The organism is Achromobacter piechaudii NBRC 102461, from assembly GCF_001571245.1.
Taxonomy (GTDB): Bacteria; Pseudomonadota; Gammaproteobacteria; order Burkholderiales; family Burkholderiaceae_B; genus Achromobacter; species Achromobacter piechaudii.
This window is the reverse complement of sequence record NZ_BCTK01000013.1, coordinates 215,240-228,359: the sequence shown is the minus strand read 5'-3', so window position 1 is coordinate 228,359 and position 13,120 is coordinate 215,240. Positions and strand designations below refer to the sequence as shown.

Annotated in this window: 14 protein-coding genes; 6 read left to right on the top strand and 8 right to left on the bottom strand. The window is 58.9% G+C overall.

Features of this window, described 5'->3' with window-relative positions; translation table 11 throughout:
- Positions 1-84: 84 nt before the first annotated feature.
- The 3 genes from API01S_RS24095 to API01S_RS29250 all read left to right on the top strand — a co-directional run bounded on the left by API01S_RS24095 (position 85) and on the right by API01S_RS29250 (position 2,870).
- Positions 85-966, top strand: coding sequence for an SMODS domain-containing nucleotidyltransferase (locus tag API01S_RS24095; RefSeq protein WP_061306346.1), 882 nt, complete (start codon positions 85-87; stop codon positions 964-966).
- 2 nt (positions 967-968) lie between these two features.
- Positions 969-1,523, top strand: a complete 555-nt coding sequence (locus API01S_RS24090) for an SLATT domain-containing protein (protein ID WP_061306345.1) — start codon at positions 969-971, stop codon at positions 1,521-1,523.
- Positions 1,524-2,060: 537 nt separating this feature from the next.
- Positions 2,061-2,870, top strand: a complete 810-nt coding sequence (locus tag API01S_RS29250) for a hypothetical protein (protein WP_156487172.1) — start codon at positions 2,061-2,063, stop codon at positions 2,868-2,870.
- 847 nt (positions 2,871-3,717) lie between these two features.
- Here the strand turns inward: API01S_RS29250 and API01S_RS24075 are convergent.
- The gene (locus API01S_RS24075; RefSeq protein ID WP_156487171.1) at positions 3,718-4,263 is read right to left on the bottom strand and encodes a hypothetical protein; all 546 of its coding nucleotides are present in this window, start codon (positions 4,261-4,263) and stop codon (positions 3,718-3,720) included.
- A gap of 58 nt (positions 4,264-4,321) precedes the next feature.
- Positions 4,322-5,149 (bottom strand): DUF7946 domain-containing protein, encoded by an 828-nt coding sequence (locus API01S_RS24070; protein ID WP_061306341.1) that lies wholly within the window; start codon positions 5,147-5,149, stop codon positions 4,322-4,324.
- A 403-nt stretch (positions 5,150-5,552) separates the two neighbouring features.
- On the opposite strand from API01S_RS24070, the gene API01S_RS24065 reads away from it, so the two are divergent.
- A complete protein-coding gene (locus API01S_RS24065) occupies positions 5,553-6,173 on the top strand; it encodes a hypothetical protein (protein ID WP_061306340.1) in 621 nt (206 codons plus the stop codon).
- Positions 6,174-6,251: 78 nt separating this feature from the next.
- Positions 6,252-6,611: a Rap1a/Tai family immunity protein gene (locus API01S_RS29380; RefSeq protein WP_061306339.1), complete on the top strand. Its 360-nt coding sequence runs from the start codon at positions 6,252-6,254 to the stop codon at positions 6,609-6,611.
- 200 nt (positions 6,612-6,811) lie between these two features.
- Here the strand turns inward: API01S_RS29380 and API01S_RS24055 are convergent, their stop codons facing one another.
- The 4 genes from API01S_RS24055 to API01S_RS24040 form a co-directional block, all read right to left on the bottom strand.
- Positions 6,812-8,347 carry an SEL1-like repeat protein gene (locus API01S_RS24055; RefSeq protein ID WP_084802500.1) on the bottom strand — a complete coding sequence of 512 codons (1,536 nt, stop codon included), beginning with the start codon at positions 8,345-8,347 and terminating at the stop codon, positions 6,812-6,814.
- A gap of 126 nt (positions 8,348-8,473) precedes the next feature.
- Complete coding sequence (locus tag API01S_RS24050) at positions 8,474-9,097, bottom strand: DUF6985 domain-containing protein (RefSeq protein ID WP_061306337.1); 624 nt, start codon at positions 9,095-9,097, stop codon at positions 8,474-8,476.
- Positions 9,087-9,308 carry a hypothetical protein gene (locus tag API01S_RS29245; protein WP_061306336.1) on the bottom strand — a complete coding sequence of 74 codons (222 nt, stop codon included), beginning with the start codon at positions 9,306-9,308 and terminating at the stop codon, positions 9,087-9,089. Before API01S_RS29245 ends, API01S_RS24050 begins: the two co-directional genes overlap by 11 nt.
- Positions 9,309-9,480: 172 nt before the next feature.
- Complete coding sequence (locus tag API01S_RS24040) at positions 9,481-10,113, bottom strand: hypothetical protein (RefSeq protein ID WP_061306335.1); 633 nt, start codon at positions 10,111-10,113, stop codon at positions 9,481-9,483.
- 413 nt (positions 10,114-10,526) lie between these two features.
- Here API01S_RS24040 and API01S_RS24035 point away from each other — a divergent pair, with 413 nt between their 5' ends.
- Positions 10,527-11,135, top strand: coding sequence for a class I SAM-dependent DNA methyltransferase (locus tag API01S_RS24035; protein WP_061306334.1), 609 nt, complete (start codon positions 10,527-10,529; stop codon positions 11,133-11,135).
- Positions 11,136-11,522: 387 nt separating this feature from the next.
- On the opposite strand, the gene API01S_RS24030 is transcribed toward API01S_RS24035, so the two are convergent.
- Complete coding sequence (locus tag API01S_RS24030) at positions 11,523-11,933, bottom strand: Zn-ribbon domain-containing OB-fold protein (protein WP_061306333.1); 411 nt, start codon at positions 11,931-11,933, stop codon at positions 11,523-11,525.
- A 2-nt stretch (positions 11,934-11,935) separates the two neighbouring features.
- Positions 11,936-13,093 carry an acetyl-CoA acetyltransferase gene (locus API01S_RS24025; protein ID WP_061306332.1) on the bottom strand — a complete coding sequence of 386 codons (1,158 nt, stop codon included), beginning with the start codon at positions 13,091-13,093 and terminating at the stop codon, positions 11,936-11,938.
- Positions 13,094-13,120 lie beyond the last annotated feature (27 nt).

Sequence of the window (13,120 nt, the reverse complement as noted above, 5' to 3'; positions counted from 1 at the left end):
ACAGCACATCTGATGCAGACGAGCGTTGCACGGGGCATCCCCGGGTTCACCGATTCCTAATCAAGACCTTAGAGGCCAACGAACATGTCAGTGGCGGACTGGTTCAGTACTTTTTGCGGCGCTTTGCCGCCCGGCATTTTGAAGCGCGCTTCAATCGCTGACCGAACTGGACGGCTCACAAGAAGGCTCAATTCAGACTTCCGGGATTCCACATCTGACACAGCCAATCGTTTCTATGGGGGATCTTACGGACGGAATACAGCTGTGGCCAGCGTAAGTGACATTGACCTCATGTACGTATTGCCATACAGCATCTACAAGCAGTACGACGGCCATTCTTCGAACGGACAGTCGGCCCTTTTGCAATCGGTGAAGCGCTCTATCGAAGTAACTTACCCTAACTCGGTCGTTATTGCTGATGGGCAGATCGTCCAAATTCCCTTCACTGACAACGTCACGTTCGAGATCGTGCCGGTTTTTCTCAATACTGACGGCAGCTACACGTTCGCAGATGACAACAACGGAGGCAGCTGGAAGGTATGTTGGCCCAAAGACGAGATCAACGCATTTGCGACACGCAATCAAGCTTGCAACTACAACTTAGTCCCGCTCGGACGTATGGTTCGTGCCTGGCGCGATACTAACGACGTACCGATGAGCGGGATGCTTATTGACACCCTCGCGTACCAGTTCATTGAAACATGGGAGCACCGCCTCAAATCGTATCTCTACTACGATTTTATGACGCGTGACTTTTTTAACTTTCTCGCGAATCAAGACTCGAGCCAAAACCACTGGCGAGCGCCAGGCAGTCAGTCCTGGGCTCGGAGAACGGGGGGATTCGAACGCAAAGCACGAATGGCCCATACGCTCGCCGTGGACGCAATCAAGAACGTTCTAGCCAACGAAAACTGGGCGGCTAAGAATAAGTTTCGGCAAATCTACGGGACTCAGTTTCCATCGTGACCATGATGAACGACACTTTAGAAGGGCAGCTTCGCGAAATGTATGGACGCGTTGCCTACACGCACAAGACGCACGAAAAAATGGCGGACGGGTATATCGCTCGCTATAAGCTCATCAAGCGGATTGAGATCGCTCTGTCCGCAATTTCGTCTGGGAGCCTTGTGATTGCAGCGCTCGGAGATAGCAAGGCCGGGACGATTGCGGGTGCGCTGCTTTCAACCGTGCTACTGGGGCTATTGCTGTATTTCAAGGAGGCCAGCTTGGGTGAGCAAGCGCAGAAGCACACTGTGACTGCTTCCAAATTATGGGGGGTTCGAGAGCGTCTACTCAGCGTCCTGGTCGATCTTGCCCGGGGCGGTTCGATCGACGCAGCGGCTGCGGCACGAGACTCGATGAACGAGGAGCTTGAGCAGATTTACCGCAGCGCGCCCCGAACGGATGCGAAAGCCTACGTCGCGGCGCAGAACGCGCTCAAGCATCAGGAAGAGCTTTTCTTCAGCGACTCAGAACTTGACCACCTCTTACCTAAGCAGCTCCGAAAAACTTCTCGGCCGTGATGGTGAACCGAATAACTCTGCGTTTGCTAGTTGGAAAAGCTAAGGGTTCTTTCCTCGCACAACAAGGCCGGGCGACGCTACTTGAGTGTCTACATAGAGCTCCCTCCAGTCCACTCTCAACATGAACAGGCACCTGAACGTCAAGAAGAGCATTAGACAGCGCGTGCGAGAATGGTACCAAGGCACCTACGTGCCTCCACCTCCAAATGATCCGGACAGTCACGTAGTCTTTATTGGACCAGGACATTACAAGCAGCCCCCGCTTGTAAAGGCAATTAAGTTGCTAGCTGCTTTCTGGCTGGAGCACTGGCAGTGGATCACGGGAACTGCCTTGGCTGTGATTGGCATCGTTGTTTCATTGAAGTGATGGGGTAGTCTACGACTCTGACTCCCCATTTAAAAATAACGGTCACAAGAGTGGGATGTGTGAATCGCCCGGGCTTTCGTAGACACGTGGAGGTCTCACAATTCAAGTAGCGCGCAAATGTGGGGAACACGTAGAGCTATGGCAGCAATTCTCAAAAGAGTTCAAAGGGCATGTGTAGGGAACTGGAAGCGATGCCACTAACTGTTGTTGCACCCCACGCGGCCATCGTCACCGCCATTAATTCGTTCAATGCTGGATACCACCATGATTATCACTTGGTAAATGGATTGGCGAAGCCATACCTGGCAGCACCGACTAAAGCAAACGCGGCGCTATTGGCACGCGCGCTGAGAACCGTCCTCATTAACTGGGGGGCTGGCAGCAGAAAGGCCCCAGGTGTCCAGGAATTGCCAGCTTTGATAGCGACCTTGCTGAACCCTACGTTTCATGCGTCTCTTGTTGGATTCACGGGCGGAGCACTTGCAACGCTAACAGTAGTCGACGGTCACGCCCGCATGATTGGAGGCTTGGCTGCCGAAGCACATTGCACAGAATTTGATACGCGTCTGCTTTCCGTCCTGTCCAACATGTCAGCCCTACTTCTCATTGGAAATACGAACGTTACATATCCAATGAAAGTGCTCCTTCTGCTGACCGGCTTTATGCCGGCGTTGGACAGTCAAGTTCGCCGAGGGCTGTCGAGCGCCGGCTTCGTCGGCACCACCGCTACTCAGTTCTTGCTGCCAGCCGACATGGGCAGCCTCAGAGCGCGGAAGCTGACGCGGTTGCCCTTCTATCTCGGTGAATGTTTTGCCGCAAATAGGGCCTTGCTAACAGGCGCGGCCGCTGATAGCCATTATCCCTGGTTGGTCGACGAGCCAGGGCGTCTGTTCGACATTCTCTTGTTCACGCAAGGTTCTGGGGCTACGCCGCTCTTCGGGTTCGCTCCAAGAGTTCCGAACTGGCACGCCTTATCTTAGTGTCGATCCATCATCAGTTGTTTGGGCCAAGAGGGCAGTGGTGTTTTCTGGTTCCCTAGACAGGTAGCCGAGTTGCTCATCAAGCTGACTACGAAGGACTGCTTCCTTCCACAAGGCGCTCCGACCAGCAGCTGCCTAGCTAACCTGGTACTGCGGGAGAGCGAATACGACTTAGTGCGGGCTCTTCAAGTGCGGGGCTGGAATTACTCGAGGCTGACGGACGACATCACCCTCTCGAAGCAAACTCCCGTTGCCCAGGACGAAATTACCCGCAGTACAAGGACGGCGATCGGCTTCATTCAGCGCCACGGGTTTACCGTGAAGCGTTCCGATGATAGTCAACAGCTTGGTCACCAATGAACATCCAGTTCTGTCAGCGATTGAGCGGCGTCGCATCCGAGCTCAGGTGCACCAAGCAGTATTTGCTCTCGCTTCAACCGAGCCTGCCGAGGCAAGCGCCATCCACAGCGCGCGGGGGAAGATCGGAAAGTTACCCGGTTCCATTCTGCGCTCGGTGCCAAGATGAAGGGCGAACTTAGCAAAGGACAGGCCCTACAAGCTGCCGAGGTGTCCGCTAGCAAATCCGACGATGTCTGAATTTCACTGTTATGGCCTATTTCAACACTCGTTGAAATAGGCCATAACAGTGAAAACGAATCACGGCTGTCGCGTGGTGAGAAGCATCATTCAGGGGAGTGATAAACGGACCATGCCCTCACGAGAAGGTCAAGTACACATAAGTCTCGTTGATTAAAAGGCCACGCTGACCCGATTCGACGTGGCGGTGTGCGAGGCGCTAGCAGATAGATAGGCGTCGGTCAGTCGCTTGGCGTGCCCCAACTGGTTGTTATAGCGTCAAAGGGTTTTGAGGGCCCTGTGGATTCTTCTCAGCGTAGGCTGCGGAGTCGTCTGCAAACGCTTGAAATATCGCCCAGTGCGCTTCACTAGTGTCTATATTTTCGTTGAAGTTGGATCCATTTCTAGCGCATCGTGCATACCACCCGAACATGTAAAAGGCCACTTCCGGCTTGATTTGGCTAGAGTTCACCAATAAAGCTATTTCTTCGATGAAGGTAAGAAACTTTCGATTCTTGTCCGCCATCTCTGGGGTGGCCAGCGCGTCTCCGTCGCCATCCAGATGTTGCAAGACGCTGGCTAGGTCTGGATCTTCGAAAAGTCGTCTGTGCTGAGCCAAAAAAAATTGAGTTCGCTTGAGAGCTAATTCTTCAGCACGAATTCCTGACTCGCGCACTTTCTGTTCCTTGAGGTTGCGTAGCTCGATAAGCACCTTGTGTACGCCCAGGATCGCAGCAACAGCGCCTATCGTCCCGAACACGAGTGTACCGAGCGTCCCCAAGCTGGACCACAGGCTTGACCAGTCAGCCATCGGCATACAACGGTCTACAAGCGGTATCTTGACCGCCGCACAATATCTGTCCATTGAGACCAGCTCAGTTAACGTTGATTTCGTCTACAAGCAGGCGGATCAGACGTCCATGAGCGGAGTGAACACGGCGAGCGCGGAACGTGCGCTCTCCACCCACGTCGTTGTCTGGGTCACTGAGATATTCGTGGAGCGAAGCGCCGGCAGCTTGAACGGTGCGCTGATTCTTATCTCGCTTATTAACGAGGAACGGAACGGTTTCACCGAACTCTCGCAAATAAGCTCTTCCCACGCCGGATATCCCATTTAGCTTCGTCACGTTTCCGATGAAGTATTCATCTGTCTTCGACGTGTTCTGTACAGCAACGTGTTCATAGGTTGACTTGTCGAACTGAATGAGGTCTCCGACTCGGTCGCGAGCAATGTTCAGAGTCATTCCATCTTGCATTCCGACGGGTCTCTGCATCTGAGCAAGGGGACTTTCCACACTCTGAGCGACAGCATCCACGAATGCATCGGTGCCGTCGAGAATCTTACGCAAGTAAGGAGTTTGCGGTTCGTACTCTTGTCCCGTTGCAGATGCTAGGCAGAATACAAAGTAGTCCCAAAAGTGGCCAGTGATCACGCTAGACCCGATCTTCTCGGTGACTAGATCTGAGAAGACTAGATCGATTCTCTCCTCAAAGCACCCTTTCTTTGGCGCATGCACATAGGCCTGTACGCCCTCGGCAGTAGCTGCACGCGTACGCAACACTTGGTTGTTGGCGAACGAGTGCGCGATGATATTTACCGTTCGGGCAGTTCCCTCAAGAGATTGTCCTGCGTCATAAAGTGGCAAGCGGCCCGAGTCCGCCTCTCCGCCTTCAAAGCGAAGATGAATATGCACTTCAGTCATGGGGATTCTTGTCGTTGAAATTGCCAATGTAAACGTTAGTTTCAATATTGAAAACCAGTATTTGCGATTAGGCTGTTGTAATCCCTCTACTTTTAGCGATTGCCAGAAGTAGGAATGCGATGCGGCCACGGTCAGTGATAAACCCGCGGGACTCGCGCCGTTTTTAGTGACCACTCTCGTGCAACGCTAACGTCCGCTTTGGGGCGGGAGCGGCCTTTGTCATAGACGGCTCCCGGCCATCATGCGCCGTTCGTCGGAAGGTTCATTGCTTTGACCCCTTCCAAAGTCGCAGCTATCTGCTCGCTACCGGCCTCTCAACTGAACGGATCTTGTCGAGAGTTGGCCTGACAGCCCTTATTTGGTAAAAGCAACGTTGATCAGAACCTGAGAGTCGACGGCTACCATGTCCGAACCCTATTCTGCCTTTCTCAACCTCCAGATGTCCCGCGAGAATCTTGCCAGATGGCTCGCTGCCCCGGCGCCGGCGGCATCAAGATGGTCGGACTGGCGTTCCATCGGCGGCCAGTGGTATCTCTCCGAAGGCAAGGATCTGGCTGCCTCCAGCAGTCAGGATCTGGGCAGGCTCATTTCGGAATGCGACGCCATGCTGGCTCGCCATCCGGACAACCGCGCGGCGCTGGGGGCCATCCTGAAATCCGCGGAGGCCGAGAACATCAAAGTTGCGGCCTATGATCGTACAGGAACGTGCTTCGTCGCAGGCTCGCTGACCTATTCCGAAAACCTCTACGACCTCATCGTTTTTTTTTCGATAGCGCGCGGAGCGGCCGATTTTTTCGAGGCGGATGGTCGTGGCCTTGCAGTGGTTCACGACTATCTCTGGGGCGAGGAAGACGAACGAGAAACGGTGGCTGCGCTGAACCTCGCCGGAAACGGCAGCTCCATATTCCTGGCGTCCGAAGAACTCGGCCAAGCCGCTCGCGCATTCGAGGCCATGGTGGACGCGATGCTGGAAGGCAAAGAGGATCCGGAGTTCCACCCGCGCAATCAACTCGACCATCTTTGAGACCAGACCTGCGTCAAGCAGGGACAACAGAGTGCACACGACAGGGCCGCCAGGCGGGCCAGAGAGGTAAAAACTCCAATGCGATTACTGCCACTGGTTATCATGCTGTCCGCTTGCGCGGTCTGTCAGGCGCAAGGAACCAGGACCTGGCACTTTACAGGCGTCGAGCTGGCCGCGGCCCTTGAAGGCCGGATGCCCTCAGAGATCCGAGATGCATCGCTTCGCCGCCAATTTGCTTCCTCCTATGCGCAGGCCTACGTCGTCGGCATCGCCGACCAGACACAGGGCACGGTCTGGTGCACCCCCACAGGCGTCCTTCCTCACGAATTGAAGGACAGGGTGTACAGCTACTTGTCCAAGCTGCCGACCAGCCGTCTCGCGGGAAATGCCGGCCCGCTGGTAAGCGAGGCACTCCATCAGTCTTTCGCTTGCCGGTAGGATCGTTTCCGCCAATACGCCCCCCTGGCGGCACTTAGCTGGGAAGGGCCGCGTGCTTTCTGTCGCCCGGTAGCTGCCGATGATTCCGAGCGGCTGCTGACGGCGGCGCACGCAAAAGCCCGGCGCGCCCGCGCCGTATTGCAATTGCGGCAAAGCCAGACCGAGCTTGCCAATTCGATGCGATCAGCGCCGTGTCGAAGTCACTGGCCATCCGCGCGTCGTAGTGTCTCTTCGGTGACCCCAGTGGTGAGCAACTTATTGACAAGTTGCACCGCATGGTCACGTTGGGAGGGTGCCATGTCGGTGGCGAGCCTATCGCGATACTGCATCATCTCCTCGTCCGGCGAGGGAACGACGCTGATCAATGCGAAGGCGGTCGCCAGGTTGCGCGCCACGCCGCGTCCTTCGGCATACATAACCCCCAGGCTGAACGTCGCCAAGCGGTGGCCCTGCGTGGCCGCCTGGCGCATCAGGCGCACGGCCTTTGCATCGTCCTGCGCCACGTCGTCGCCGTTGGCATACATCACGGCAAGATTGAACTGTGCCCGTGGGTAGCCCTGGTCGGCGGCCTTCGTGTACCAGTCCCGAGCCGATGCAATACTGCGCGGCACGCCGCGCCCGAAGTCGTATTGCTGCGCCAGGTTGTACTGCGCCGTCTCAAGCCCTTGATCGGCCGCCCGGCGGAACCACTGCACGGCTTGCGACTCGTCCTTCGGCACGCCTCGCCCTTGCTGATACAGCGTGCCCAGCGTGTCCTGGGCTGGCGCATGGCCCTGATCCGCGGCCTTGCGCAGCCACTGCGCCGCCTGCGAATCATCCTGGGGCACGCCACGGCCGGAAAGGTACGCCCCACCCATCCGATCCTGCGCGGCGGCATTTCCCTGGTCGGCGGCCTTGCGCCACCACTGCACGGCGAGCGCATCGTCCTGGGGAACGCCGGTGCCGGTGAAATACATCGCGCCGAGATTGTTCTGCGCCTTGGCCAGCCCCTGTTCTGCGGCGCGGCCAAACCACTCGACCGCCTTACCGGCATCCGGCGCCGTGGCGAGTCCGTGCGCGTAGATGGCGCCCAGGTTGTTTTGCGCCTCTGCATGGCCTTGGGCCGCCGCCAAGGCGAACCAGTGCATGGCCTGGGCACCATCCTGCTGCGTGGACGGACCGTCGAAAAAATGGTCGCCCAGTTGGTATTGCGCTTCGGCATTGCCCTGCGCTGCGGCCTTGCGCCACCACTGCAACGCCAGGTCATCCCGGCGCGCCACTCCGTGGCCGCGAGCGTACATCTGGCCAAGCATGGTTTGCGCTTCGGCATTGCCTTGGACGGCGGCCTTCTCGCACCATTGCGCGGCGAGCGCGTCGTCCTGCGGCACGCCGCGGCCGTTGGCATACATGACGCCCAGATTGAACTGCGCGCCTGCTTCGCCCTGCTCGGCAGCACGGCGCAGCCACGATACTGCGAGCGCGTCGTCTTTTTCCCCACCCTGCGCATTCGCGTACATGAGGCCCAAGCCATATTGGGCCTTGGCATGGCCAGCTTCGGCCAAGGGGCGCCACTTTTCCCGCGCATTGCCGTAGTCGCCGGCGCTGTAGTCCGCATAACCCTGCTTGAATCGATCGTCCTGGCTGTCTTGCGCCCAAACAGCCATCGGTGCGCAGCACAATGCCAAGAACAGCACCGCGGCCCGAAATCGCGTCGCGCGGCCAGGATGTCGCTGCCGCCGGCTGAGCCTGCCAGCCATGTTGGCGATTGAACGAACCGGTAACCTCAAAGCCATACCCTCTCCTGAAAATGCTGGCCACTGGCAATGCGGAAGGACGCTTGGCATTGCGCCGCGCCGGAAGCGTGAACCACAGGCGGGACGCAATTATCCGGGCCCTCGGGACTCTGCGTGGCGCGCGGCAATCCATGACAATGTCCCGGAGTCGGCACCTCCAGACTCCACGACTTCGATGCCGGCCATCATCAATCCATAGCCGTGCTCCTCATCCCAGGCACAGCGGAAATCCAGGCCGATATAAGGCGCGCCGTCGACAGGATGAAACGTAATGCTGTTCAGACGGACCAGCTTTCGCACGAGGCCCTCGTCCCAATGCCGAGGCAAGCGGAAGGCGTCATCGCTTAACACGATGCTCTCCTGCTCGGCACGCAAGCGTGGCAAATCCGCCAGCATCGCGTCCATCACCGCCCGGTAGAACACCGCGTCGTGGGCCAACAACCATTGGGCCGCCGCAGTCATCATCAGCTCCGGCCGCTCGCCGGCGCCATCGTCGTTCTCGAACAAGGCGATGACCTCGCCAGGTTCCGCAATGCGGTCATCGCGGGCGTAGCCCTTGGATGGCGCGAGGGAGTCGACGCCGCGCAATCGCGACGTGGCGGGAAGCGGCAACGCCGTCAGCCATACGCGCCAGCCATTTTTCTGCCCATAGAGCGTAGGCAGGCCCGGCACGGAAAGCGGCACATAGTCTGGTGGAATCTGCTCAGTATTCATCGAATCGCTCCTTCCATCCAGGTCGAGGCGTGTGCCGGCCCCAATCGCCAGCCACGGCTGTCAAGGCGGCCAGCGCCGCCACCAAGGCCACGTCGGCGCCGGTCGGCGCGCTCGTCACCGCCGTACGCAACCCTTGTGCCAGGGTGCTGTTGAAATCGGCCGCAAGGTCGGCGCGTACCGTGATACGCAGACGGGCACTGTCGAGCAGCATGTCCGGCCATACTCCCTCTTCCTGTCGGGCGCCGTTGGCGCGGTGGACGCGAGCGGCGCGGCCGCTGGCGTCGAGGTGGGCGTGGTCCGCAGCACCGTCCAGCCATGAGCGGCGAGATGATCGAGAAAGCGTTGCGGCTGCGATGCCATGTCGGGTTACCCGGATAGGGTATCTATGATATTGCAGTCTTCAGGACCGAATGGATGACGAACCGGTCCATCTCGCCTTCAGGCAGGTAGGGCTCGGCCCGCAAGGTCATAGTGCGCCCCGCGAAACGCGCATCGGCCTCATCCAGCATGCGCACGCCGGTAATCGGATCGGCGATGCAGAAGCCCTCCACCGACATGGCAAGATTGTCGAAGGCCGCCTCTGTGGCGGCGTAGCGCCCGGGGCCGCCGTTCAAGCGCTCAAGCAACGCCAACGCCTCCCGCGCGCCGAGCGACAGTATGTCCGTGCCATCAAGAAATAGCGGACGCTGATTCTGAGCCGGCATGATTTCGGCCAGGCGCTCAGCCCGGTATCCCAGTATGAGGCCCGGATTGCCGCGCGTTTCGGTCACGCTGTCAGCGCAAGGGCCGCTTTGCGTATAGACGCTGATGAACGCCTGCTTTTCCTCGTCGCTCATGGCGCCGCCGAACTTCTCCAGCGTGTCGCGCAAGAGATCGTCCGGAATGCTGTCGTTGCCTCGCCCGGTAACGGCGCCGTACGTGCCGGACAGCGCATCCACCTGCGCCGAGGACATGCCGAATTTGAGTTGCCCCAGCCCCTTGCCGGGAAAAACAGTCCAGTCGCTTTCTGCAACCATCTCAACCCCTACGTAGTCATTAACCGGTTTGTTCGGAAATATGGCCGCAGTTCAAGAATTTCCTCGTACCCACACACCTCGACAAAGACCCATGGCCATTCAGTATTTGTAGCATCACACCATGCTCTGTCCCGTCACCCGCACCTACTATCGTGGCGAGAAGCGCCATGACCGAGACTCAGGCCCCACGGACCGCACCCTCCGCAATTTCCAAAGCGCGCAGGCACGCTTCTGGTACTGAAAATATTTTATAAGACCGGTTTCGGCCAATTTGAGACATTCGCCAACAAGAAATGCGCGAGCGAAAACTGCCATTCACAGTGCAACGTAAGCTGCTGCGCACCAGATGGAACAAAGCATAGAATGATCGTCGTAGGCCTGTTCACGGCATTAATCCCCCGGAGTCGGACCGCATGAAATCAGACGCGGACAAGATCATCGATCTGTATGACCGGCATGCGCATGACTACGTCGCGGATCGTCGGCACAGCAACGGGAACGAAGCCGCTTGGCTCGACAGATTCTGTGCGCTATTGAAACGAGGATCAGCGGTACTCGACATTGGTTGCGGTTCAGGCACGCCGATGGCGGAATATCTCGTCGATCAAGGCTTTGCGGTGGATGGTATCGACAGCTCCCCAACGTTGATAGCGCTCTGCCGTGAGCGGTTTCCGCAACGGTCTTGGCGTGTAGCGGATATGCGTGGCCTCGCGCTAGATCGGATATTCGATGGCTTGCTCGCCTGGGACAGCTTCTTTCATCTCAGCCACGATGATCAGCGCCGAATGTTTCCAATCTTTAAGCGACACGCGTCACCGCGCGCTGCGCTGATGTTTACCAGCGGGCCTTCGCACGGTGAAGCCATTGGCTCGTACCGTGGTGAACCTCTCTATCACGCTAGTTTGGCTCCCGAAGAGTATCGAGCGCTTCTGAAAGAAAATGGGTTTCTGGTTGTGGAGCATGTCGTCGAAGACCCGGATTGCGGTGGGCACACTGTTTGGCTTGCTCAAGCGGAGCACTAAATGCCTCCCGAAGCGGCCGCTGATGACCGGCAGCAATGGGTCGGAAACCGCCCGTCACCCCCGGCTGCTCGCGGCCGGAAGCCGACGTTCGGCGCGGATGACAAAGCGCGTCAGCGCGCCGAGCGCGTGCCCATGGCCGTGAGAACGCCCAAACCGATAAATGATGTTCCCGCGAGCCGCTTACCCCAGCGGGCGCCTCATGCAGCCCGCCTCAGGCGCGAAACGACAAGACTTGCCATGATCGCGACGGGTCATGGGCTGTCCCAGGGCCGGCGCCGCAGGACAATCACGCCCGGCGTGCTGGGATCCAAAGCCGATGCGTTAAAGCGCCCTTGGGTTCTCGTCGGATCGGTTCTCAGTGGGTTTAAAGGGCGGGGGCCAAGGGAACTAGGCCTCCAATCTGAACTGCGGCAATGTGATCTCGGGGGAGACCGGCTCAAAGCACACTCGCACCCGGGCGCCTATTCTGATCGCTTCGGCTGAACACTCCACAATATTGGCCATCATGCGCACGCCTTCGTCCAGGTCGATCATGGCAACGACATAGGGCACTTTTTCGCTCAGGGCGGCGTTGCTCGGGCGCCGGTTGATCGTGTAGGTGTAGATGGTTCCCCGGCCAGCGGACTCGATCCACTCGATGCTGTCCGACAGGCAGGCGGCGCAGAATTCGCGCGGGTAGAACTGGCGCGTTTTGCAGCAGCCGCATTGCTGGATGACCAGGCGATGGTCCTTCGCCGCATCCCAGTAAGGCTGGGTGATCCGGGTCGGTTGCGGCAGCGGGCGTTGGGCTTGGTCCATGGTCAGACTCCGAGTATCAGGGTGGTGTTGCAGGAAAAAACCAGGCCGGGTGCATGCACCAGGGCTAGTTCAGCCTTGGGCAGTTGGCGCTCGCCGCATTCCTTGCGCAGTTGATGCACGGCCTCGAGCAGCAGCAGCATGCCGAACTGGCCGGGATGGTTGTAGGACAGACCGCCGCCGGAGGTATTGATAGGGAAGTCGCCTCCGGGAGCCAGGCGCCCATCCGCCACGAAGGCGCCACCCTCCCCGCGCTTGCAGAATCCCAGTTCCTCCAGCGACTGGATCACGCCGATGGTGAAGTGGTCGTAGATCTGCACCACGTCGATGTCCGCGCGCGCGACGCCGGCCATGGCCAGCGCGGTATCCGCCGTCTGCGCCACATTGGTGTCCAACCAGTCCACCGTATTGAAGGGCGTGTAGTGATGCGAGAAGGATTCGGCAATACCCATCACGTAGACCGGCGGGCGCTTGAGCGTCCGGGCGCGGGCGGCGGACGTGACGATGACGGCGCCGCCGGCGTCGGTCACCAGGCAGCAGTCGCGCTGACGCAAGGGGTCGGCAATCATTTTGGAAGCCATGACTTCCTCGATCGAGGTGTCCTCGCGCCGGTAGGCCTTGGGGTTGAGCTGCGCCCACTTGCGCGCTGCCACCGCCACTTCGGCCAGGTCCTTGTGGGTGGTGCCATAGCGCTGCATGTGCAGCTGCGCCACCATCGCGTAATAGCCGATGGGGCTCAATTGCCCGTAGGGCGTGATGAACTGGCCGCGCGGCATGCGCATGTCTTCTGGCGTGCCGCCCACTTTGCGCGTGCCGTCCGACAACTGGGTGCTGCCATAGGCCACCAGCGCCACCTCGCACATGCCGGCCTCGATGGCCGCCATGGCGTGGCGGATGTGCATGACGCTGGACATGCCGCCCACGCTGGTCGAATCCACGTAGCGCGGCCGTATGCCCAGGTATTCCGCCAGATGCAGGCCGGCGAACTTGTCGTCCACATGCGCGAATACGCCGTCGACGTCCTGCAGCGTCAGCCCGGCATCGCGCAGGGCTCGGGCGGCCGCCTGCGCCTGCAGGTCCAGCGAGGTCATGCCGGGGACTTTCCCCAGGTCGGATTCGGCGGCGCCGACAATGGCGACCGATTTCGAAAGATGCTTGGTCATGTAGGGATCAGTTCCTGTCGAAGTCGA